Below are 19,445 nucleotides of genomic sequence, written 5' to 3' on the forward strand. Positions count from 1 at the left end.
TTCGCTGACCTCCGTTCCCCTTCAGGGAACATTAGCTGGTTAAAGCTAGTTAATTAACCTTCCGCGACACGGCTGAACCGATTGGCGGATGCGACTGTGGCATGGGAAGGGCCTTCATTGCAGGGTGAATTGTGCCACCTTATGGGGTACGCGGCAAAGGAAATTCACCAGACTGGGGCAATGCACACCCAGGCCAGACCACTGCCTGCCTAGGGGAAATTGTGCTTTTATTGCAAAAGTGCATGGCATAAAATTCGCTTCATGCCTGTGTGCTTAGGCCTCCCCATTTCGCCAGAAAGCCCCTTCCATGCGTTTACGTTTTCTTTCCTGTCTGGCTCTTGGCAGCGCATTGCTCGTCGGCACAGCCCATGCTGAATGGGACGATACGCTGAAGCAAGCCTTGTCGTTGGCCGAATCAGGTTCGGCGCAAAAGGCCTTTGAGATGCTGGAGCCCCAGGAAATGCAACGCTCCGGCGACCCTGACTTCGACCTAGTACTGGGCATTGCTGCCAACCAGGCAGGGCATTACACGCGCGCCATCTTTGCGCTGGAACGGGTCTTGATGGTTACCCCCAACAACGCCCGGGCGCGGGCCGAACTCGGACATGCGTTGTATGCCGTGGGCGACAACGCGGGTGCCAAAACCATGCTGGGCCAAGCCAAGGAGCAAGGCATTCCCACCGAGGCAGCCCGCACCATCGACCAGTTGCTCCAAACCATAGAGCGTATCGAGGCGGAAGCCAAGACCACGACCCGGGGCTACCTTGAAGCCACAGCGGGGTTCGACAACAATGTCAATAGCGCCCCGGACAGCAAGACCTTTGGCCTGAAACCGGTGTCCAGCCAGTTTGGTGGCATGGGGCTGGGCATCTCCGGGCGCACTGCCATTGCGCCGCGCTGGTCTGCCATCGGTAGCCTGAGCGCTAGTTTTCGCGCGCACGAGACAAATGCATTGGCCTATGACAACACCCAGATCGACGCCAGTGCAGGTGCCGCCTACTTGGTAGACCGCAATGAATACACCGTGGCCCTGCAACTGGGCAACAGCACTATTGCGAGCGTATCCGCCCGCAGCAGTTGGAGCGTCACCGGCGAGTGGACACATCGCTTTGATGGGTTTCGCCAGTTCAATGCCTATGCACAACTGGGCCAGCTCCGCTACCCGCAGCAAACCCGCAATGTCGACCGCTACACCGTGGGTGCGTCTTACGGACAACAGTTCAAAAGCGGACTGTCCGCCTATGGCAGCGGCTACATCGGACAAGAAATCACCATGGAACCGGGGGTAGGCCATTTGGGGCAACAGTTCATCGGTGCGCGCGTGGGCCTGCAGCGACCGTTTTCAGCAGCATTGGCAGGCTTTGCCACCGTGAGCCTGGAAGACCGGGGCTATAACGGGCCAGACCCCTTCTTTGGAAGCGTACGCCACGACCAGCAATGGGGGCTGACTTTGGGGGCTATCTGGGTGCCCGCCAAGGCTTGGCGCGTGACCTCGCAGTGGGCCTACCTGCAAAACGTGTCCAACCTCAGCACTTCCACCTTTGAAAAACAGACGCTTTCAATCACCGCACGCCGCGAATTTTGATAGCAGGAGCACACCATGCGCACACACCTCTTCTCTTGCCGCACTGCCCTAGCAGTGGGTTTGCTTGCTACATCCCCCTGGAGCTGGGCGGTAGATGCTGGCACGGCCAACTTTGTGTTTGGCGATGTGTCGGTACGTTCCACCAACGGAAACAATGTGCCGCTGAAGAAAGGCGGCTCCGTTCAGAGTGGCGACGACATCGTGACCAGCACGGGCGCGCAGGCACAGATCCGCTTCAGCGATGGCGGCATGGTTGCGATCCAACCCAATTCGCAGTTCAAACTAGCCAGCTATGCCGACAACAAAGACACAAAAACAGACAGCTTTCTGGTCGAATTGGCCAAGGGCGGCATGCGCGCCATCACCGGCCTGATCGGCAAGCGCAACCATGACAACTACAAAGTCATTACCAACACCGCGACCATCGGCATCCGTGGGTCCTCATTCCTGATTTCCTACAACACCGACGGCTCCGTTGCCGTGAACGCAGAGCAAGACGCCATTGTGGTTTGCACCAACACGGGCTGTGCTGGACTGACCGCTGGAGAAACCGTGGTAGTCAAGGACAAGAACCAGGACCCGGCGCGCACCACCCAGCGCACTTCGTCCGAAGGCAGTGTGCCCCCTCCGCCACAGAGTCAGACCGTGGCAGGCAACAAGGTGTACATCATCAACGACCTGCAGGCCGAATTCAAGGGTATCGACAGCGCACTCAATACCGCCGGGTATTCCACTGTGAACGCCGACGGCAAAGCCTCCGCAGTCGTGATCGACACACCTCTGGTCTCCTTTTTGGACTCGGATGGATCCAAGCAATTGCTCAAGGCAAACAATGTGTCCAGCTTCAATGCATCTGGGGATCCGTTTGCCGCGGACTACATCGGCTGGGGCTATTGGGCGACGGCCACCAAGGGCCCGCTGTCAGGCACGACCGCCGCACTACAAGACGTCCACTACATCGTGGGCCGCCCGACCCCTACGCTGCAGATGCCCACAGTAGGTACCTTTGAATACAACATGATTGGCGCAACCGCGCCAACGGCCACCAACACCTCCACCGGTGCAACACTGGTCGGGCAATTGGTTAGTGCCAGCATGACAGTGGACTTTGGTTCTTCGTATGTGCAGAGTGTCAGCGCTACTACACGCTTCGCAGGCAACGACTACACCGCCAGCGCCAGCGGCTCCTTGAGCGGAGCCCGCTTCAACGCATCCATGACCGACTCCAACTTCAAGGGCATATTCTCCGGCGCTGGTGCGGCCAAGGCTGCTTTTACCTTTCAGCAAACCAGCACGGCCGTGGGCACGATCACGGGTGCGGTGGGTATGACCAAGGGCGCAGAAGTCACCAACAACGCCCAATAGTTCACGTCACGACGAAATCAGGTCACGTATCTGCTGCAGGGCCGACGGATCTTCCATGGTGGTGAGATCCCCGGGATCCCGCCCCTCGCACACCGCCTGAATGGCGCGGCGCAGCAGCTTGCCGCTGCGGGTTTTGGGCAATACCGTCACAAAGCGCACCCGCGCCGGGCGGCCCACAGCGCCAATCGAGTGGTCCACCACCTTCATGATTTCGCCTTCAAGTTTTAGCTTGGTCGCGTCGTCAATAAGCGAACTGGCGTCTTTGGCAACAACAAATGCCATGGCCACCTGGCCCTTGAGCGCGTCGGCCACGCCGACCACGGCCACCTCCGACACGTTGGGGTGGCTGGAAATGCTTTCCTCAATTTCCCGCGTTCCCAGGCGGTGACCCGCCACGTTGATCACATCGTCGGTACGGCCCAGGATGAAAAAGTAACCATCCTTGTCACGCACACCCCAGTCAAAGGTGTTGTAAACCAATTTACCGGGAATGCTGCTCCAGTAGGTTTTGACAAACCGGGCATCGTCTTTCCACACGGTTTGCATGCAGCCGGGCGGCAACGGCCCTTCGATGGCCACCACGCCTTTCTGGTCCGCGCCTAGCAGCTCTTCGCCTGTGTTTTCGTCCAAGAGTTTGACGTTGTAGCCATACATGGCCACGCCGGGGCTGCCAAATTTACTGGGCGCTTGCTCAACGCCATTGGCGATACTGAGGATGGGCCAACCGGTCTCCGTTTGCCAGTAGTTGTCGATGATGGGCTTGCCCAGCGCCTGGCTGATCCACTGCGCCGTGGGTTCGTCCAGCGGCTCGCCCGCCAAAAATAGGGCGCGCAGGCTGGACAGGTCGTATCGGGACAGCCAGGCGGAGTCTTGTTTTTTGAGCACCCGCACCGCCGTGGGGGCGCTGAACATCACGGTCACCTTGTATTTTTCGACCAGGCTCCACCAGATGCCGCCGTCCGGGCGGGTTGGTAGCCCTTCGTACATGATGGTGGCCATGCCGGCGATCAAGGGGCCGTAGACGATGTAGCTATGACCCACCACCCAGCCAATGTCGCTGGTGGAGAAATAGGTTTCGCCCGCCTTGCCGCCATAAATGTGCTGCATGCTCGCGGCCAGCGCCACGGCGTAACCGCCGGTGTCCCGCTGCACACCCTTCGGTCTACCGGTGGTGCCGCTGGTGTACAGCGTGTAGCTAGGGTGCGTGGCATCTACCCACTCGCACGGGACCACCGTTTGCAAGTGATTCTGGCGCAGAGCCCCCCACAGATAATCGCGACCCGCTACCAAATTCATAGCAACCAATTGCCGGTCTACCAATAGCACCGCAGCTGGTTTGTGGGTTGAGATGGCAATGGCTTCATCCAGCAGCGGCTTGTAGGCCACCACCTTGCCGCCGCGAGAGCCCGCGTCGGCGCTCACCACCACTGTGGGGGTCGCATCTTCAATGCGCGAGGCCAAGGAGCCGGCCGCAAAGCCACCGAACACCACAGAATGGATGGCGCCAATGCGCGCGCAGGCCAGCATGGCAAATGCAGCCTCTGCCACCATGGGCATGTAGATCAACACCCGGTCCCCTTTGTTCACGCCCAGTGCACGCAAGGCCGCCGCCATGCACTGCACTTCGGTATGCAGCTGGGCGAACGTGTACACCTGCTCGGTGTTGGTTTCTGTGGAAACAGCGATCAGGGCAGCCTGGTCAGCGCGGGTCGGGAGGTGGCGGTCCACCGCGTTGTGGCACAGATTGGTGGTACCCCCCACGAACCACCGCGCAAAGGGCGGGGTGCTGTAGTCGCACACCTGCTGGGGCGGTGTCTGCCAATCGATCAGTGCGGCCTGCTCTGCCCAGAAGCCGTCGCGGTCGTCGATAGAGCGACGGTAAAAATCGGCGTAGCCTGGCATGGGGTGTCTCCGGTCGGGTCTATAAAACTGAATTCATAATTATGAGCAAGCAACTTGCTACAAGCTGACTTCAGTATTTACCCAAGGGGGCGTCTCCCCTCGCCCGCCAAAGACAGCAGGCTTACTTGATAAGCGCCTGCATGGCTTTGAAGTCCGGGTGCTCGGCAGAGCGCACCCATTCAAACCCCACCATCTCGGTCGTCACCAGTTCGGCACCGGCACCAGCCAATCGGTCAAAGGCGGCATCGCGGTTGCGCTCGGAGCGGGAGCTGCAGGCGTCGGTCACCACCCACACCTCAAAATCATCTTCCAGCAGGTCCAGCGCCGTCTGCAGCAAGCACACATGCGCTTCGCAGCCCGCAATCACGATGCTGCCGCGCTGGTCCGCCGGTGGTTTTTGCAGGTGCTTGGGCAGGCTGCGCGCATTGCCTTGCGCAGGTTTGGCCGGCGGGCGCAGCCACTCGCCCAGCCCCTCTTCCACCGCGCTGAACTGCATTTTGCTGAGCACGCGGGCCTCTGACTCTTCCAGTGCTTCCAGCAGTTGCGGCACCGTGGCCCCCAATCCCGACGGGTTTTGCTCGGTATAAAAAGCAGGCACGTCCAGCAAAGCGGCCCAACGTGCCAGCCGCACGGCATTGGCCAATACCAGATCACCTTCCAGCATGGCGGGCAAGAGCCGCACTTGGTAATCCACCAAAACCAGCTGGCTTTCTTCAATATCTAACAACATAGGACTCTTTCCTTCTGACTAATACAGATAAGCATAACCGCCGCTTAAGCGACTAACGGCGATACGCCCCGACCGCGCTAGCCAAACAAGTCCACTTGGGCGGGCGTGCTGCCCTGCCCCTCTTCAGCGGTTAATGCCGGGGCCATGGCCCAGCGGGCTGCGGCATGGTCTAGGTGGGTTGCAAACGACTGCAAAGCCAAGGCGTTGAGCGCAGACAAACGCCTGGCATCGCGCAATAGCAAGGCGCCCATGGCAGCCGACAGCAACGCCATGGTTTCTGATGGCAGCTGCGCGTCAGGGCAACCCAGCGCACCCAAAGCGGCCGACACCGGCGCCAAAGACTGCAACAGATCCGCCACGATATGGTGGGTTTGGGCCAACTGCTCGGGATCGGTAGTGTCTTGGGCCAACAGATGCAGGACCAGACCGGCCTCACTGGGGTGGGCCGAAAAATATGCAAACCAGGCATGGGCACGCACGTGAAGAATGCTGGACCCTGCATTATTTTTAGGCACTTTGGCCTGCTGGGCGGCAGCCTGTGCGCCCTGCAAGGTCTCTTGCAGCACCGCCGCGAACAGGGCCTGTTTGCCCGGAAAGTAGGCATACAGAGCACCCGGCGTGTACCCAGCCCGGCGGGCAATGTCACGCACATTGGCGCCCTGAACGCCCCCTTCGGCAATGGCCGAACGCACCGCTCGCATCACGATGCCCCGCCTGGCCTCAGCCATCGCCTGCTGGCGCTTGTTCTTCAGTTCCATGGAACACACACCCTATCAAACACTACGCCAAGTATTTGAACATCACTTAATTACAAAAACCTTGAATTTAATTTTGAACATTGTTTATTTTTTAGAACACAAGATCCATGCATTCAGTCTGTAAACTTTTCATTTCTTCAACAAATCAAAGACTTACCAGAACATCTTGAGACACTACATTGCTTGACACCGATCGCTTAGCTCATTACATTGCGCCGATGCTTTTTCGCTTTCTGGTTGTTGCTGCACTCTTGATTGGTACTGCACACGCCGAACCCACGCCTCCCGCCGACGACATGTCACGCTTCATGCATGAGCGCGGCTTGTTGGCGCGCATTGGTGATGTGGGGGAGAAAATGGGCACCAAGGCGTCCGAGCTGGTGCTGAACTCCATGGCCTTTCTGGGCGTGCCGTACAAACGTGGCGGCAACGATGCACAGACTGGCTTTGATTGCAGCGGCTTTGTTCGCGCCATCTATGAGCAAACCGCAGGCTTGCTGCTGCCCCGCAAGGCAGAACAACAGGCCGCAGCCACCGAAAAAATAGACAAAAAAGACCTGCAACCTGGTGACCTGGTGTTCTTCAACACCATGCGCCGCGCTTTTAGCCACGTGGGTATTTACGTAGGCAATGGCAAATTCATCCACTCGCCGCGCCCCGGTGCCGAGGTGCGGGTGGAAGACATGGGCATCAGCTATTGGTCCAAGCGTTTTGACGGTGCACGCCGCGTTGCCACCGAAGAGCCCGCCCCGCTAGCCGCTCGCTGAGCGTGTCGATACGGGCGCGCAGCCGCAAACCCGCCGCGGCACAATCGCCGCATGGCCAGCCCCAGTAACAGCTCCAAGAATCTGCAACCCGGCGCAGACCAGCGCGACCGCACTGTTGCGGCTTGGGTGGATGCCCTGAGGCGCAAGGCCGATGCCGCCACCCTGAAAAACCTGCCCACGCTGTCCGATGCGGATGCCGCCCGCGTGATGGCGCTGCTGCGCCTGGACAGCCCGCCACCGGCTGCGCCCGCACCGGTGATCGAAGCACCAAGGGACAGCCTGCCCGGCCACTTCCGCCCTCGCCTCACGCTACAAACCCTGGGCCGCGGCGACGGCCTGCTGGGCCTCAAACCGCAGGGCAAGCTAGGGCCGCGCGGCGACAGCGTCACGTTGGCCCAGTTCGACTGGACTTACACCACGGCTGCCGGCGACCGCTGGCAGACGCCCGCGCCCACCTCCATCCTCAACAACCGCCCGCAGGCCGTGCAGGAGCTGTTTGACACCGGCGGCCCCGTGGTACGCATGCAGCGCGACCTGGCCACCGAGGCCGACGCCATGGACCTGGTGTGGGACATGGGTTTTGTGCCGCTGGACCCGCAGTCTTTCCAATGGCGCAGCCGCGAACACCCGGCCCTGGACTCCGTGTGGACGCTGCCGCAGGAGGAATTCTTTGGCGACTTCTGGGCCGACCAGGTGCCGCAATTGCAGGCCAAGGGCTGGTCGGTCGTCGTCAAGCCCGGCTTTGCGCACGAGAGCGTGCCGGTGCAACGCTGGAAGCTGGTGGTCAGCCCCGACACCGGCGAAGTGCTGGGCAAGGAGCTGGACAGCCCACTGGCCCAACCCGGCCGCGGCGTGGAAAAGCTGCAACTGCCCGCGCGCGAAGGCGCCTGGTTGCTGAGCCTGGGGATTGAGATTGACGGCCAGACGCTGGACCTGGCGCCCATGCTGGCCGACCTGCTGCGTCGCGACCACCGCTGGCTCAACGCCGCGCAGATCGCAGCCATCGACGACCTGGCCATCGTCTCGCTGCGCGCAACGGGTGGCAAACGCATTGATGCCCCTGCGGCCCCCATCAAGGCCATCGTCGGCGCGATGGTGGACCTGCTGACCGACCCGTTACGCAACCAGGACCAGTGCCTACTGAAGCTGGGCGCGTGGGAGGCACGGCGCCTGGACGCCCTGCGCGCGAGCCTGCTGGAAGCCCACCGCGTGGGCGCGCACAACGCCTGGCAACTGGAAGGTGACGTGGGCCTCGCCAGTTTGGCCAAGCGCCTCAAAGCCCTGGGCGCGCCGCAGCCCGTAGCCGCACCCGAAGGCTTGCAGGTGCAACTGCGCCCCTACCAGCTCGAAGGCCTGGCCTGGCTGCAGTACCTGCGCGCCCACAGCCTGGGCGGCATCTTGGCCGACGACATGGGCCTGGGCAAAACCGCACAGGCACTGGCCCACGTACTGGTAGAAAAACATGCCGGCCGGCTGGACCTACCGGTGCTCGTGGTGCTGCCCACGTCATTGATCTTCAATTGGCAAGCCGAAGCGAAGCGCATGGCGCCCGAGCTACGCCTGCTGACGCTGCAAGGCCCCGAGCGCGCAGACCTGTTTGCCCAAATGCCAGACCACGACGTGGTGCTGACCACCTACCCGCTGCTGTGGCGCGACATGGATGCACTCGCCGCTCAGCGCTTTCACCTGGTCATATTGGACGAAGCGCAGATGGTGAAGAACGCTGGCAGCCGCAGCGCCCGCGCCCTGCGCCGCCTGCAGACCCGCCACAGCCTGTGCCTGACCGGCACACCCATGGAAAACCACCTGGGCGAGCTGTGGGCGCAGTTCGACTGGCTGATGCCGGGTTTTCTGGGCGATGCGCGCCACTTCGCCGCACGCTGGCGCAAGCCCATCGAAGAAAACGGCGAAACCCTGCGTGCCGCGCTGCTGGCCCAGCGCGTGCGCCCCTTCATCCTGCGCCGGCGCAAGCAGGATGTGGCCAGCGAACTGCCACCGCGCACCGAGGTCATCAAACGCGTGCAACTGCAGGGCCAGCAGCGGGAGCTGTACGAGAGCGTGCGTGTAGCCGCCGATGTGCAAGTGCGCCGTGTGCTGCAGCGCCAGAGCTTTAGCGGCGCGCAGATCAGCATCCTCGATGCGTTGCTAAAATTGCGACAAGTCTGCTGCGACCCGCATTTGGTCAAAGGCAGCAAACCCGCTGACACCATGGAACGCGCCAAGCTGGAACTGCTGGCCGACATGCTGCCCGCGCTGGTGGAGGAAGGCCGGCGCGTGCTGGTGTTCTCGCAATTCACCGAGCTGCTGGAGCTGATTGCAGACCAACTGCACACCCAAGCCCTGCCCTTCCTGAGTCTGACTGGCCAGACTGCGCCGAAGGACCGTGGCAGCGTGGTGCAGCGCTTCCAGGCGCAGGAAGTGCCCATCCTGCTACTGAGCCTGAAGGCCGGCGGCGTGGGCCTGAACCTGACCGCCGCTGACACCGTGATCCACATGGACCCGTGGTGGAACCCCGCCGTGGAAGAACAGGCCACCGCCCGCGCCCACCGCATCGGCCAGGACCAGCCGGTGTTTGTCTACAAGCTGGTGGTGGAAGGCAGCATTGAGGAACGCATGCTGGAGCTGCAGGCGCGCAAACTGGCGCTGGCGGACAGCGTGCTGGGGCATGACGCTGCGGGAGCTTTGAAGTTCGATGTCGCAGATCTGGACGCTCTGCTGGCACCGCTGGGTGCGCTGATGACGACCGGGCAAACACCGGAAGAAGCGGCGCGACGCTGGGGCAATAGCGGCCGCAGGGCTTAACTCCTAGCCAGAGGCCAACGCCCTAATACCTCGTGCACGGTTTTGCCATAGTGGCTATTGATCAGCACGAGTTCATATGCGGGCCAACACACGGGGGCTATGGCATGCACCAGCCCCAACCGGCCTTTGTAGGCCAGGGTCATATGGGGTGTGAAGCTGTGCAACACGGGCATATGCAAGTCCGCCATCGCCATGCCCAGCGCCAGCCGAAACTGCCTGAGCGCATTCAGTCCTTCCCCGCCGCACAACACATAGGGCGCACCCCGGCTGCGAAACACCATGGCCTTATCGAACACCACCTTAAACGCAGGAAAGACCAGCGCGTCGGCTACCTGGCTGGCCCGCTGCACCAACCCCGGCGGGACTGCGTCGTACTCCCCCAGGTTGTGCAAACTCACATGCAGGCGGTCCGCCGCCAGGAACTCGCACCGCAAGCCATGGTCCTGGGCCAAGCGCTGCCCCAGCACCTCCAGAGTCCGCGCGTCGTCTGGCGCGGGGCGGATAGCGAAGAACACGGTAAACGCCCAGTATGGCCGCCGCGGTGCTGGTTTCGGGCGTGGTCGGGGTGGTGACGGGCCACCCGCCTCAAAGCCGGGCAGGTTGAACTGCTCAGGCATTGCACCTCCCGATTTTTAAATAAAAAGCCTTGCAGACCCCACAGAATATGCGCCAGCAGCTACTAAATTAATAGCAAATCAACGCACGCTATGGCTGCATTACTTCTGCGGCCCTCACACAATGGTAGTGCTTTGTGCGCCTAAAGCATGCGGGGCTCCCGTCAGGCGGTGAACATGGCGCCCACTTGGTTCAGCCAGCTTTGTCGCTTGGCATCGGTAGCGTGGCTGACGGGGGACAGGGCCACCCACTCCACCTTGCGCACGCCGCATTTGCGCAACGTGCCGCGCACCAGGGCGCGCTGCACGGCATCGCCATACAACCAGCGATAGGCCCATTTGGGTGTGTTCATGGTGGTTACGACAACTGCACGTTGGATGTGGGTCAAACGGCCCTCGACGCCACGCTTGGAGGGCTTGTAGGCCCAGCCATTGGTGAACACCTTGTCGATAAAACCCTTGAGCAGGGCTGGCATGACCTCCCACCAAATCGGGAAGATAAAGACCAATTGCTGGGCAGCGTCTATGCGTGCCTGGTAGCGCGGGACGTTGGGGTCGGCGCTTTGGCCGCGTGCGTACACGGCCAGATCCGCCCCACGCATCACGGGGTCAAAGTCTTCCGCGTCCAGATGCAGGCAGTCCACGGTGTGGCCGGCTTGCTGTAGCTGTTGCACCACGCGGTGGTACAGGGCGTGGCAATAGCTCTTGGAATAGGGGTGGGCCAGAATGACCAGGGTTTGCATGTGTGCTCCATCAAAAATAGGGATGGGGCGATGATGCGAAGCGCGGGCCGCGCCGTCATTAACAAAGGTTCAGAGCGCCTTTAATTTGCGCCGAATCCGGCTCAGGTGCACAGCGCTCACGCCCAGGTAGGCCGCCAAAATGTGCAGCGGAATGCGTTCCAGCCGCTGCTGGTGCGTGGCCAGCAAAGCCTGGTAACGCTGGGTGGGCGTGTCGGCAATGGCGCTGGTGTAGAGGTTGGCGTAGTGGATAAGCCGCTGCTGCAACAGGGCCTGCAAGTCGGCCTGCAGTGCGGGGTCCACCAGGGCCCGGGCCTTGATGGCAGCGCCCTCAACCACGCGCAAGTGGCAGGCTTCCATGGTCACCAGATGCAGGGCACTGGGACGCCCGGTCAGCAGACTCTCCATCGAACTGACCACCTCGCCTTCAAAGAAAAACTGGGTGCTGGTCTCGCGCCCCTGCGAGTCAATCAGAAAGAGCCGCGCACAGCCTTGCTCGATGAGGTACAGGCGCTGCGCCACGTCACCCGCGCGCAGCAGCAACTCGCGTGCCCCCGTCTGGCGGTGAGTGCCAAGTTCTACGAGGGTGGTGTGCAAGGCGTTCATGGTGGAGGCCCAAGCATTGTCCACGAAGCGTATTCGCCTTCACCGACCGGCGCGAAGCCCGCAAACCGGCTGGCGCCGCCATTTACACATAAAACAGGCCTATAGCCCACGTGGAATATGCGCGAACAGCTACTGAATATGTAGCAATCAGGGTACGTTGGCTGTATGAATTGCTTATTAAATGGGCATTTATCAGTGGCATATACATTCCCATCAACCCGCCAACTTTCAGAACTACACGATTAATCGTATTATTAAGAGTACTTTTAAGCACATCTCTTGGAGCATGCCATGTCCCACATCAGCGCTAACGACCTCAAAACCAAGGGCATATCTGCCATTGAATTCGCCCTCAGCACGTCCACCGAGGCCGTGGTCCAGGTACGCGGCAAAGACAAGTTTGTGGTGATGGACCTGGCGCATTACCACTACCTGCGTGAATGCGAGCTGGATGCGGCGCTGGCCCAAACCCGCGCAGACCTGGCGACAGGCCGCGCGGTGCAAGAGTCCCCAGAGGCCCACTTGGCACGGCTGGACACCATGTAATGGCCGGCGCCACGCCACCCACCGGCGCCCCCTACTCACCGGCTTATGCGCTGGTATTTACCGAGCAATACAACCGCAAAGCCTTCCGCTTTTTGAAGCGCCACCCCGAGTTGCGCCAGCAGTACCTGAAAACGCTGCAGGTGCTGGAACTGAACCCGGCACACCCTTCGCTGCGTTTGCACGCCCTGCAGGGCAAGCTCGAAGGACTGCATTCCGTGTCCATCAACCTGTCGCACCGCATTACGCTAGAACTGCTGATCCAGGACAGCCAGATCATCCCGGTGAACGTGGGTGACCACGACGCGGTGTATTGAAGTTTTGAAATTGCCATGACCACGCCCACCACATCCGACACCCCCATTCCCCTGCAAGCCGAACCCGGCCACCTGATTCGGCGGGCGCACCAGTTGGCGGTAGGCACGTTTGCCAAGACGCATGGCAAGCAGATCACGCCGGTGCAGTACGCTGTTTTAAGGGCGCTGCAGGACACGCCGGGCATGGACCAGGTGACGCTGGCGGACCGGGTGGCGCTGGATACGTCCACCACCGCCGACATTGCCACCCGGCTGGACGCCAAGGGCTGGATCGTGCGCGAGCTACTGCCCCGCCGCCAGCGCGCGCTGCGCCTGACCCCCGAGGGCGAAGCCGTGCTGGCCGACATGCTGCCGCGCGTGGCGCCCATGTATGCGCAGCTGCTGGACGCCCTGGAGCCTGCTGAGCGCGAAGAGTTTTTGCGCCTGCTGCGCAAGTTTGTGCACCTCAACACCCCTACGGCCGACACGCCTCCCGCCTAGGCAGACTGAGCTGCAATCAAGGGAAAACCCTCATTCCCACCCCCTAGCCTTGGAATTGACTTGGGTCTATGATTCATCACATTCAGCATACTGAATGAAAACTGTTACCTACCGAGGAGCCTGGCCATGTTTCCCATCAACACCTGGTACGTTGCCGCCCGCAGCGAAGAAATCCCTTCCGACCGCCCCCTGGGCCGTCGCATCTGCAACCACCCCATGGCCCTGTTCCGCAACAGTGCGGGCCAGGTGGCGGCGGTGGAAGACTTCTGCCCGCACCGGGGCGCTCCGCTCTCGCTGGGCAAGGTGGAAGGCGACACCCTCGTCTGCGGCTACCACGGCCTGGCCATGGGCTGCGATGGCAAAACCGTGTCCATGCCCTGCCAGCGCACACGCGGCTTCCCCGCCATCCGCAGCTTCCCCATCCACGAGGCGCATGGCTTCGTCTGGGTCTGGCCCGGCGATGCAGCCAAGGCCGATGTGGCCCTGGTGCCCCAGTTTGAGTGGCTGGGCAACCCGCTGTTTGGCTACGGCGGCGGGCTCTACGACATTGCCTGTGACTACCGCCTGATGGTCGACAACCTGATGGACCTGACGCATGAGACCTATGTGCACAGCACCAGCATTGGCCAAAAGGAAATTGACGAAGTGCCCTGCCAGACCCGCGTGGACGGCGACCATGTGATTACCGAGCGCTACATGGAAGGCATTGAGGCGCCCCCGTTCTGGAAGATGGCGCTGCGCATGAACGGCCTGCCCGACGACCAGCCGGTGGACCGCTGGCAGATCTGCCACTTCACGCCGCCCAGCCACATCATGATCGAGGTGGGCGTGGCATTGCAGGGCCACGGCGGCTACCAGGCCCCCGACGAATTCAAGGCAGCGAGCTGGGTGGTGGACTTCATCACCCCCGAGACGGACACCAGCATCCACTACTTCTGGGGCATGGCGCGCAAGTTCAAGCCGCAGGATGCCGAGCTGACGGCGCAGATCCGCGAAGGCCAGGGCAAGATTTTTGGCGAAGACCAGGAGATGCTGGAGCGCCAGCAAAAGAACCTGCTGGCCAACCCCGAGCGCAAGCTGCTGATGCTCAACATCGACACCGGCGGCGTGCAGTCGCGCAAGGTGATTGACCGCGTGATTGCCGCAGAAAACGCGGTCACGGCATGAGCACCGCCACCTTGCAGGTGCGCGTGGCGCACAAGCGCGCGGAGGCGCAGGACATTTGCAGTCTGGAGCTGGTGGCCGCGAACGGCGGCGCCCTGCCCGCCTTCACGGCCGGTGCCCATATTGACGTACACCTGCCCAATGGGCTGCAACGCCAGTACTCGCTGTGCAATGCGCCGGGTGAGACCCAGCGCTATGTGATTGGCGTGCTGCGCGATGCGGCCTCGCGCGGGGGCTCAGCCAACGTGCATGACGCGTTGGCGGAAGGCAGCGTGCTGACCATCAGCACGCCGCGCAACCTGTTCCCCTTGGCAGAGCAGGCGCCGCACCACCTGCTGCTGGCCGGTGGCATTGGCATCACGCCCATGTTGGCCATGGCCGAGCACCTGGCCAACACCGGCCAATCCTTCGCCCTGCACCACTGCAACCGCAGCCGCGCGCGCACGGCCTTTGTGGAACGCTTGGCCACCTCGCCCTACTCGGACAAAGTGCAGCACCACTTTGACGATGGCGATACCGCGCAGAAGCTGGACATTGCCGGCACGCTGCAGCACGCTCCACCGGGCACGCACCTGTATGTGTGTGGCCCGCAGGGGTTTATGGACGCAGTGCTGAACGCCGGCCGCACAGCCGGCTGGCCAGAGGAGCGCCTGCACCGCGAATACTTTGGCGCCGCGCCGGTGGACCACACCAACGACGGGAGCTTTGAGTTGGAGATTGCCAGCACCGGCAAGGTCATCAAGGTGCTGCCAGACCAAACCGCGCTGGAAGCACTGCACGCTGCGGGCGTGGACATACCCATGTCGTGCGAACAGGGCGTCTGTGGCACCTGCCTGACCCGCGTGAAGGCCGGCACGCCGGACCACCGCGACCAGTACCTGATGCCCGAAGAGCAGGCGGCGAACGACCAGTTTCTGCCCTGCTGCTCGCGCGCCAGCAGCACCCGGCTGGTGCTGGACTTATAGTCGCCGGATGCCATTGCTACGCCCCATCACCCGCTCCACAGCATTGCTCTTGGGCGTGGCGATGTTGGTGTCGTGCACATCGGCACCGCCAGTTGATACGCCTGCGCAAGCAAGCCCACAGCGCGCATCGCCACCCGCAGAGCCCGCCTCCCCCCTGCTGGCCAAGGTCTATCGCATTGACCCCGCAGCCTCGACACTGCACATCCTGGTCTACCGCGGGGGTGCCATGGCCCGGCTGGGCCACAACCATGTGGTGAGTTCGCCCAATCTTCAGGGCAGCGTCTGGCAAGGGGCGTCTCTGGAAAATTCCGGCTTCGACATCTCCGTGCCAGTGAACGACCTGGTGGTGGATGACAACGCGGCACGCGCTACGGAAGGCGAGGACTTTGCGCAGAACGTGTCGGAAGACGCGAAGCTGGGCACCAAAGCCAACATGCTGCGCGACACCCTGCTGGACGGCGCGCGCTACCCGGACATCCGCATCACGTCGATCCGTGTGCAGGGCGATGCCACGGCGCCCGTGGTCATCGCCGCCCTGCGCATCAAAGACCAAACCCGCGAGGTCACACTACCCGTCGCACTGCAAACCTCGGGTAAGCGCTTGCAGGTGCAAGGCAAGTTTGAGATCCGGCAGACCGACTTTGGCATCACCCCGCTCAGCATCGCGCTGGGTGCCCTGCAGGTGGTGGACACGCTCACCATCAAGTTCGCACTGGTGGCTGTGGCTGACTAACTGCGGAGGGCCGCAACACCAACCACAAGGCCGCAGCAATCAGGCCGCCGCCCAGGGCATGTGCAGTGGTAGTCGCTTCATCCAGCACCAGCGCCCCCCATAGCACCCCAAACAGCGGGATGAGAAAAGTCACGGTTAGCGCCTTCATGGGGCCCACTTCCGCAATCAGCTTGAAATACAGCACATAGGCCAGCGAGGTGCACAGCAGGCCCATCACCAGCATCGACAGCCAGACGGTGGCTGTCACCTCGCGCCACGCCACGGGGTGGGTTGCGGTGTCCCAGATAGCAAATGGCAGCAGCAACACCACAGCCCCCAGTTGGCTACCCAGCGCCACGATGCGGCTGTCCAGCCCACCGCGCTGGCTGATCCACCGCTTGGTGAGAAAGCCCGCCAGCCCATAGCAGGCGGTGGCCACCAAGCATGCGACCACGCCCCATAGTGTGGCCGCAGTCATTGCGATGGGCCCAGCCCCGGTCAGGATGACTACCCCCATCAGGCCCACGAACACACCCAGAGCCTTGGGCCATGTCAAGGCTTCACCAAATGCCAATGCACCGATGGCGACGCCCATGAGCGGTGTGGTGGCGTTCAGGATGGCGCTGTAGCCCGCCGGCAGAATGCGGGCGGCGAATGCAAACATCAAAAACGGAACGCCAGAATTGATGGCGCCCAGCACCAGCGTGGCCCTGAACTTGCCATGGAAGGCGAGCGGCAACCGCATCAGCGCCACCACGCCCAACAGGCCAGCGGTGCCCAGCACCACGCGACCAAACGCCGTGGGCACGGCTCCCAGCACGGGCGCGGCAATGCGCATGAACAGAAAACTGCCACCCCACAGGGCAGCAAGCAAAAGCAGTCGAGACAAGTTGGCAGCATTCATGGTGTGGGTCCAAAGCAGAGTGGTTCTGGGGGTGATTCTTCTTGCAAGCATTAGCCGGAGCAATCGATTTATATTGAACGATGCTTTAGAATTTCTAAACTCTATGCAACTCCCGCCCCTCCTCGCCCTGCGCTTCTTCGAGGCCACGGCACGCTGGCTCAGCGTCAAACTGGCCGCCGAAGAACTGTGCGTCACGCCGGGCGCGGTGTCGCAGCAGCTGCGCAAGCTCGAAGACTTTCTGGGCTGCCCGCTGTTCGAGCGCCTGCCGCGCGGCCTGGCCCTAACCCCTGCAGGGCGCGAATACCAAGCCACCTGCCAGGAGGCGCTGGCCATGATCGCGCGGGCCACGGCCAAACTTACGCAGACGCAGCGCCAGACCATTGTGGTCAGCTGCACGCCGCAGTTTGCTGCGCAATGGTTGGTTCCCCGGCTTCAGGGCTTCATGCAAGAGTCGCCCACTATCGATGTGCACGTCAGCACCACCCTGCGCATGGTGGATCTGCACACCGAAGAAGTTCACTTTGCCATCCGCCATGGTCTGGGGCGCTACCCCGGGTTGCGGGCCGAAACACTGATGGAAGGTGACTACATTGCGGTGTGCAGCCCGGAGTTGATCCAGCCCCGCACGTCGATGACCGCGGCCGACATACAGAGCCATCTGCTGCTGCACGACGAGGGCCGCAAAGACTGGCGGCTGTGGCTGGATGCCCAGGGCCTGAGCCAGGTGGACAGCAGCGGTGGCGTGGTATTTGTGGACTCCAACGCCGCCATCGAAGCCGCGCTGGCCGGCCTGGGCTATGCGCTGGTGCGCAGGGGGCTGGTCGAAACCGAGTTGGCCGCGGGCCGCCTGCTCAGCGTGCAGGCCACAGCGCTGCACTTGCCGATGGCGTATTACCTGGTCTACCTGCCCGAAACCCTGGCAGACCCGACCATGGCGCGCTTTCGCGAATGGGTCATGGCCTTGTGATTTTCCAGTCAAAACCAACTGTATCCCCCGTCTACATTGCGCCAGCAGCTACTGAATTTATAGCGACTCATGTGCATCCGCACTGCCCCTGCGCCAGTAGCTGGAGGCACGAATCCACTGCGGATTGACCCTGCATTCGGACGCCAGGTAGGCACGCAGGGCTTTAGCCTGGGTGGACTCGCAGGCTATCCACGAATGGAACACGCCGGCCGGCATGACGGTACGGCGCAGCGCGTCCAGCAACGGCAGTGCGTCGGCACCAGAACTGCTACGGTGCACCCATTGCACGCTGAGCGTGGCAGCACTGGGCAGCGTGATGTGGTCGGCGGGGCCGTCCACTTCGATCAGAGCCTCGGCACGCGCACCAATAGGCAGCTCGGCCAGGCGGCGGGCGATAGCGGGCAAGGCGGTGTCGTCACCGATCAGCAGATGCCAATCAAACCCCGTGGGCACGATGAGCGAACCGCGCGGGCCACCCACGCCCAGCGTCTGACCCACCTGGGCCTGTGCCGCCCACTCGGTGGCTGGGCCGCCGGGCTGGTGCAGCGCAAAGTCAATCTGCAGCGTGCGGGCCACCGGGTCAAAGTGATGGGGCGTGTAGTCGCGCATGGTGGGGCGTGTGCCCTCGGGCCACACCGGGCCTTCGGCACCCACGGTGGGCAAGGCCAACACACCAGTCACCGTATCAGGGAAAAAGAGTTTGACGTGGTCGTCAAACCCCAGGCTCACAAAGCCTTCCAGGTCATCCCCCGCGAGCGTGATGCGCACCAAGTGGGGCGTGAGGCGTTCCACCTGGCTGACCTGCAGTTGGCGAAAACGCAGGGGGTGGCGCACGCGTTGGGACGTTAGATCGACAGACATTAAATTTTCTCCAGTTCCTGGGCCGCGCGGTCCAGCACGGCGGCAAAGGCGTTGGCCTGGTCGGGCGTCAGCGCTTCGCGCGACAGGCGCATGCGCATGGCCAGCTTCAGATTCTCGATGGCACGCATCACCTGTGGCGGGCGGCCGCCACGGGCGCCAGCGCCGTCTACACCGCCGTTCAGGCGGGCCAGCATGGCGTCGGTCAGGGCTCGGTTCTCTTCCAAAAAGGCTTTGCCCGCATCCGTGATGGCGTAGCGTTTGCGACCACCGGCGTCAGCGCTTTCGCCCTGCAGATAACCCTGCTCTTCCAGCAGCGTCAGCGTGGGATATACGGTGCCTGGGCTGGGGCTGTAGCTGCCGCCCAGGCGGTCTTCAATGAGTTTGATGAGCTCGTAGCCGTGGCTGGGCTTGTCGCTAATGAGTTGCAGCAGCACAAAGCGCAGGCCGCCGTGGCTGAAGATGCGGCCACCGCCGCGGCGGCCGTGCATCTCATCGCCATGCCGACCTCGGCCGCCACCCATGGCGTCGCCGTGCTCGGAAGAGCGCATGTGGTACTTGAAATGTTCGTGGTGGTGTCGCATGGTTTGCTCCTTTACTAGATGCAATTATGATATATCTAAATGCATTCTAAATAAAGTTTAAACCCTATCTTCTCTAGGCTTT

Annotated in this window: 20 protein-coding genes; 11 read left to right on the forward strand and 9 right to left on the reverse strand. The window is 62.1% G+C overall.

Annotated elements, in window-relative coordinates; genetic code table 11:
* Positions 1–307: 307 nt before the first annotated feature.
* On the forward strand, positions 308–1,585 hold the full coding sequence (locus J2X15_RS03815) for a tetratricopeptide repeat protein (RefSeq protein ID WP_310339595.1): 1,278 nt from the start codon (positions 308–310) through the stop codon (positions 1,583–1,585).
* Positions 1,586–1,600: 15 nt separating this feature from the next.
* Complete coding sequence (locus J2X15_RS03820; RefSeq protein ID WP_310339597.1) at positions 1,601–2,950, forward strand: FecR family protein; 1,350 nt, start codon at positions 1,601–1,603, stop codon at positions 2,948–2,950.
* 6 nt (positions 2,951–2,956) lie between these two features.
* On the opposite strand, the gene J2X15_RS03825 is transcribed toward J2X15_RS03820, so the two are convergent.
* From J2X15_RS03825 to J2X15_RS03835, 3 genes are all read right to left on the reverse strand, one after another.
* Positions 2,957–4,852 (reverse strand): propionate--CoA ligase, encoded by a 1,896-nt coding sequence (locus J2X15_RS03825; RefSeq protein ID WP_310339599.1) that lies wholly within the window; start codon positions 4,850–4,852, stop codon positions 2,957–2,959.
* Between the two features lie 121 nt (positions 4,853–4,973).
* Positions 4,974–5,582 carry an isochorismatase family protein gene (locus tag J2X15_RS03830; protein ID WP_310339600.1) on the reverse strand — a complete coding sequence of 203 codons (609 nt, stop codon included), beginning with the start codon at positions 5,580–5,582 and terminating at the stop codon, positions 4,974–4,976.
* 77 nt (positions 5,583–5,659) lie between these two features.
* Positions 5,660–6,340, reverse strand: coding sequence for a TetR/AcrR family transcriptional regulator (locus tag J2X15_RS03835; protein ID WP_310339602.1), 681 nt, complete (start codon positions 6,338–6,340; stop codon positions 5,660–5,662).
* A gap of 218 nt (positions 6,341–6,558) precedes the next feature.
* Between J2X15_RS03835 and J2X15_RS03840 the strand changes: the two genes are divergently transcribed.
* The gene (locus J2X15_RS03840) at positions 6,559–7,107 is read left to right on the forward strand and encodes a C40 family peptidase (protein WP_310339604.1); all 549 of its coding nucleotides are present in this window, start codon (positions 6,559–6,561) and stop codon (positions 7,105–7,107) included.
* Positions 7,108–7,158: 51 nt separating this feature from the next.
* Positions 7,159–9,909 carry a DEAD/DEAH box helicase gene (locus tag J2X15_RS03845; RefSeq protein WP_310339606.1) on the forward strand — a complete coding sequence of 917 codons (2,751 nt, stop codon included), beginning with the start codon at positions 7,159–7,161 and terminating at the stop codon, positions 9,907–9,909.
* On the opposite strand, the gene J2X15_RS03850 is transcribed toward J2X15_RS03845, so the two are convergent.
* The 3 genes from J2X15_RS03850 to J2X15_RS03860 form a co-directional block, all read right to left on the reverse strand.
* On the reverse strand, positions 9,906–10,424 hold the full coding sequence (locus J2X15_RS03850; RefSeq protein ID WP_310339608.1) for a 2'-5' RNA ligase family protein: 519 nt from the start codon (positions 10,422–10,424) through the stop codon (positions 9,906–9,908). The two genes, J2X15_RS03845 and J2X15_RS03850, sit on opposite strands and share 4 nt — an antisense overlap.
* Before the next feature lie 263 nt (positions 10,425–10,687).
* The gene (locus tag J2X15_RS03855; protein ID WP_310339609.1) at positions 10,688–11,266 is read right to left on the reverse strand and encodes an NAD(P)H-dependent oxidoreductase; all 579 of its coding nucleotides are present in this window, start codon (positions 11,264–11,266) and stop codon (positions 10,688–10,690) included.
* A 69-nt stretch (positions 11,267–11,335) separates the two neighbouring features.
* A complete protein-coding gene (locus J2X15_RS03860) occupies positions 11,336–11,869 on the reverse strand; it encodes a Crp/Fnr family transcriptional regulator (RefSeq protein WP_310339611.1) in 534 nt (177 codons plus the stop codon).
* A gap of 291 nt (positions 11,870–12,160) precedes the next feature.
* Here J2X15_RS03860 and J2X15_RS03865 point away from each other — a divergent pair, with 291 nt between their 5' ends.
* The 6 genes from J2X15_RS03865 (at position 12,161) to J2X15_RS03890 (ending at position 16,071) form a co-directional block, all read left to right on the forward strand.
* Positions 12,161–12,415 carry a hypothetical protein gene (locus tag J2X15_RS03865; RefSeq protein WP_310339613.1) on the forward strand — a complete coding sequence of 85 codons (255 nt, stop codon included), beginning with the start codon at positions 12,161–12,163 and terminating at the stop codon, positions 12,413–12,415.
* Entirely contained in the window at positions 12,415–12,729 is a 315-nt protein-coding gene (locus J2X15_RS03870) for a type II toxin-antitoxin system RelE/ParE family toxin (protein ID WP_310339615.1), read from the forward strand. Before J2X15_RS03865 ends, J2X15_RS03870 begins: the two co-directional genes overlap by 1 nt.
* Positions 12,730–12,744: 15 nt before the next feature.
* A complete protein-coding gene (locus tag J2X15_RS03875) occupies positions 12,745–13,209 on the forward strand; it encodes a MarR family winged helix-turn-helix transcriptional regulator (protein WP_310339618.1) in 465 nt (154 codons plus the stop codon).
* A 126-nt stretch (positions 13,210–13,335) separates the two neighbouring features.
* Positions 13,336–14,376 carry an aromatic ring-hydroxylating dioxygenase subunit alpha gene (locus tag J2X15_RS03880; protein ID WP_310339620.1) on the forward strand — a complete coding sequence of 347 codons (1,041 nt, stop codon included), beginning with the start codon at positions 13,336–13,338 and terminating at the stop codon, positions 14,374–14,376.
* Positions 14,373–15,338: a PDR/VanB family oxidoreductase gene (locus tag J2X15_RS03885; protein WP_310339622.1), complete on the forward strand. Its 966-nt coding sequence runs from the start codon at positions 14,373–14,375 to the stop codon at positions 15,336–15,338. The genes J2X15_RS03880 and J2X15_RS03885 overlap by 4 nt, the downstream gene beginning before the upstream one ends.
* A gap of 7 nt (positions 15,339–15,345) precedes the next feature.
* The gene (locus J2X15_RS03890) at positions 15,346–16,071 is read left to right on the forward strand and encodes a YceI family protein (protein ID WP_310339623.1); all 726 of its coding nucleotides are present in this window, start codon (positions 15,346–15,348) and stop codon (positions 16,069–16,071) included.
* Here the strand turns inward: J2X15_RS03890 and J2X15_RS03895 are convergent.
* Complete coding sequence (locus tag J2X15_RS03895) at positions 16,040–16,954, reverse strand: DMT family transporter (protein ID WP_310339624.1); 915 nt, start codon at positions 16,952–16,954, stop codon at positions 16,040–16,042. The two genes, J2X15_RS03890 and J2X15_RS03895, sit on opposite strands and share 32 nt — an antisense overlap.
* A 103-nt stretch (positions 16,955–17,057) precedes the next feature.
* Between J2X15_RS03895 and gcvA the strand changes: the two genes are divergently transcribed.
* Positions 17,058–17,921 carry a transcriptional regulator GcvA gene (gene gcvA, locus J2X15_RS03900; protein WP_310339625.1) on the forward strand — a complete coding sequence of 288 codons (864 nt, stop codon included), beginning with the start codon at positions 17,058–17,060 and terminating at the stop codon, positions 17,919–17,921.
* A 57-nt stretch (positions 17,922–17,978) separates the two neighbouring features.
* Here gcvA and J2X15_RS03905 read toward each other — a convergent pair whose 3' ends face one another.
* Both J2X15_RS03905 and J2X15_RS03910 read right to left on the reverse strand, forming a co-directional pair.
* Entirely contained in the window at positions 17,979–18,782 is an 804-nt protein-coding gene (locus tag J2X15_RS03905; RefSeq protein ID WP_310339626.1) for a siderophore-interacting protein, read from the reverse strand.
* Positions 18,782–19,363, reverse strand: a complete 582-nt coding sequence (locus J2X15_RS03910; protein ID WP_310339627.1) for a PadR family transcriptional regulator — start codon at positions 19,361–19,363, stop codon at positions 18,782–18,784. The genes J2X15_RS03905 and J2X15_RS03910 overlap by 1 nt, the downstream gene beginning before the upstream one ends.
* Between the last annotated feature and the right edge of the window lie 82 nt (positions 19,364–19,445).

The sequence above is a fragment of the Rhodoferax saidenbachensis genome (assembly GCF_031457975.1).
Lineage (GTDB): Bacteria > Pseudomonadota > Gammaproteobacteria > Burkholderiales > Burkholderiaceae_C > Allorhodoferax > Allorhodoferax saidenbachensis_A.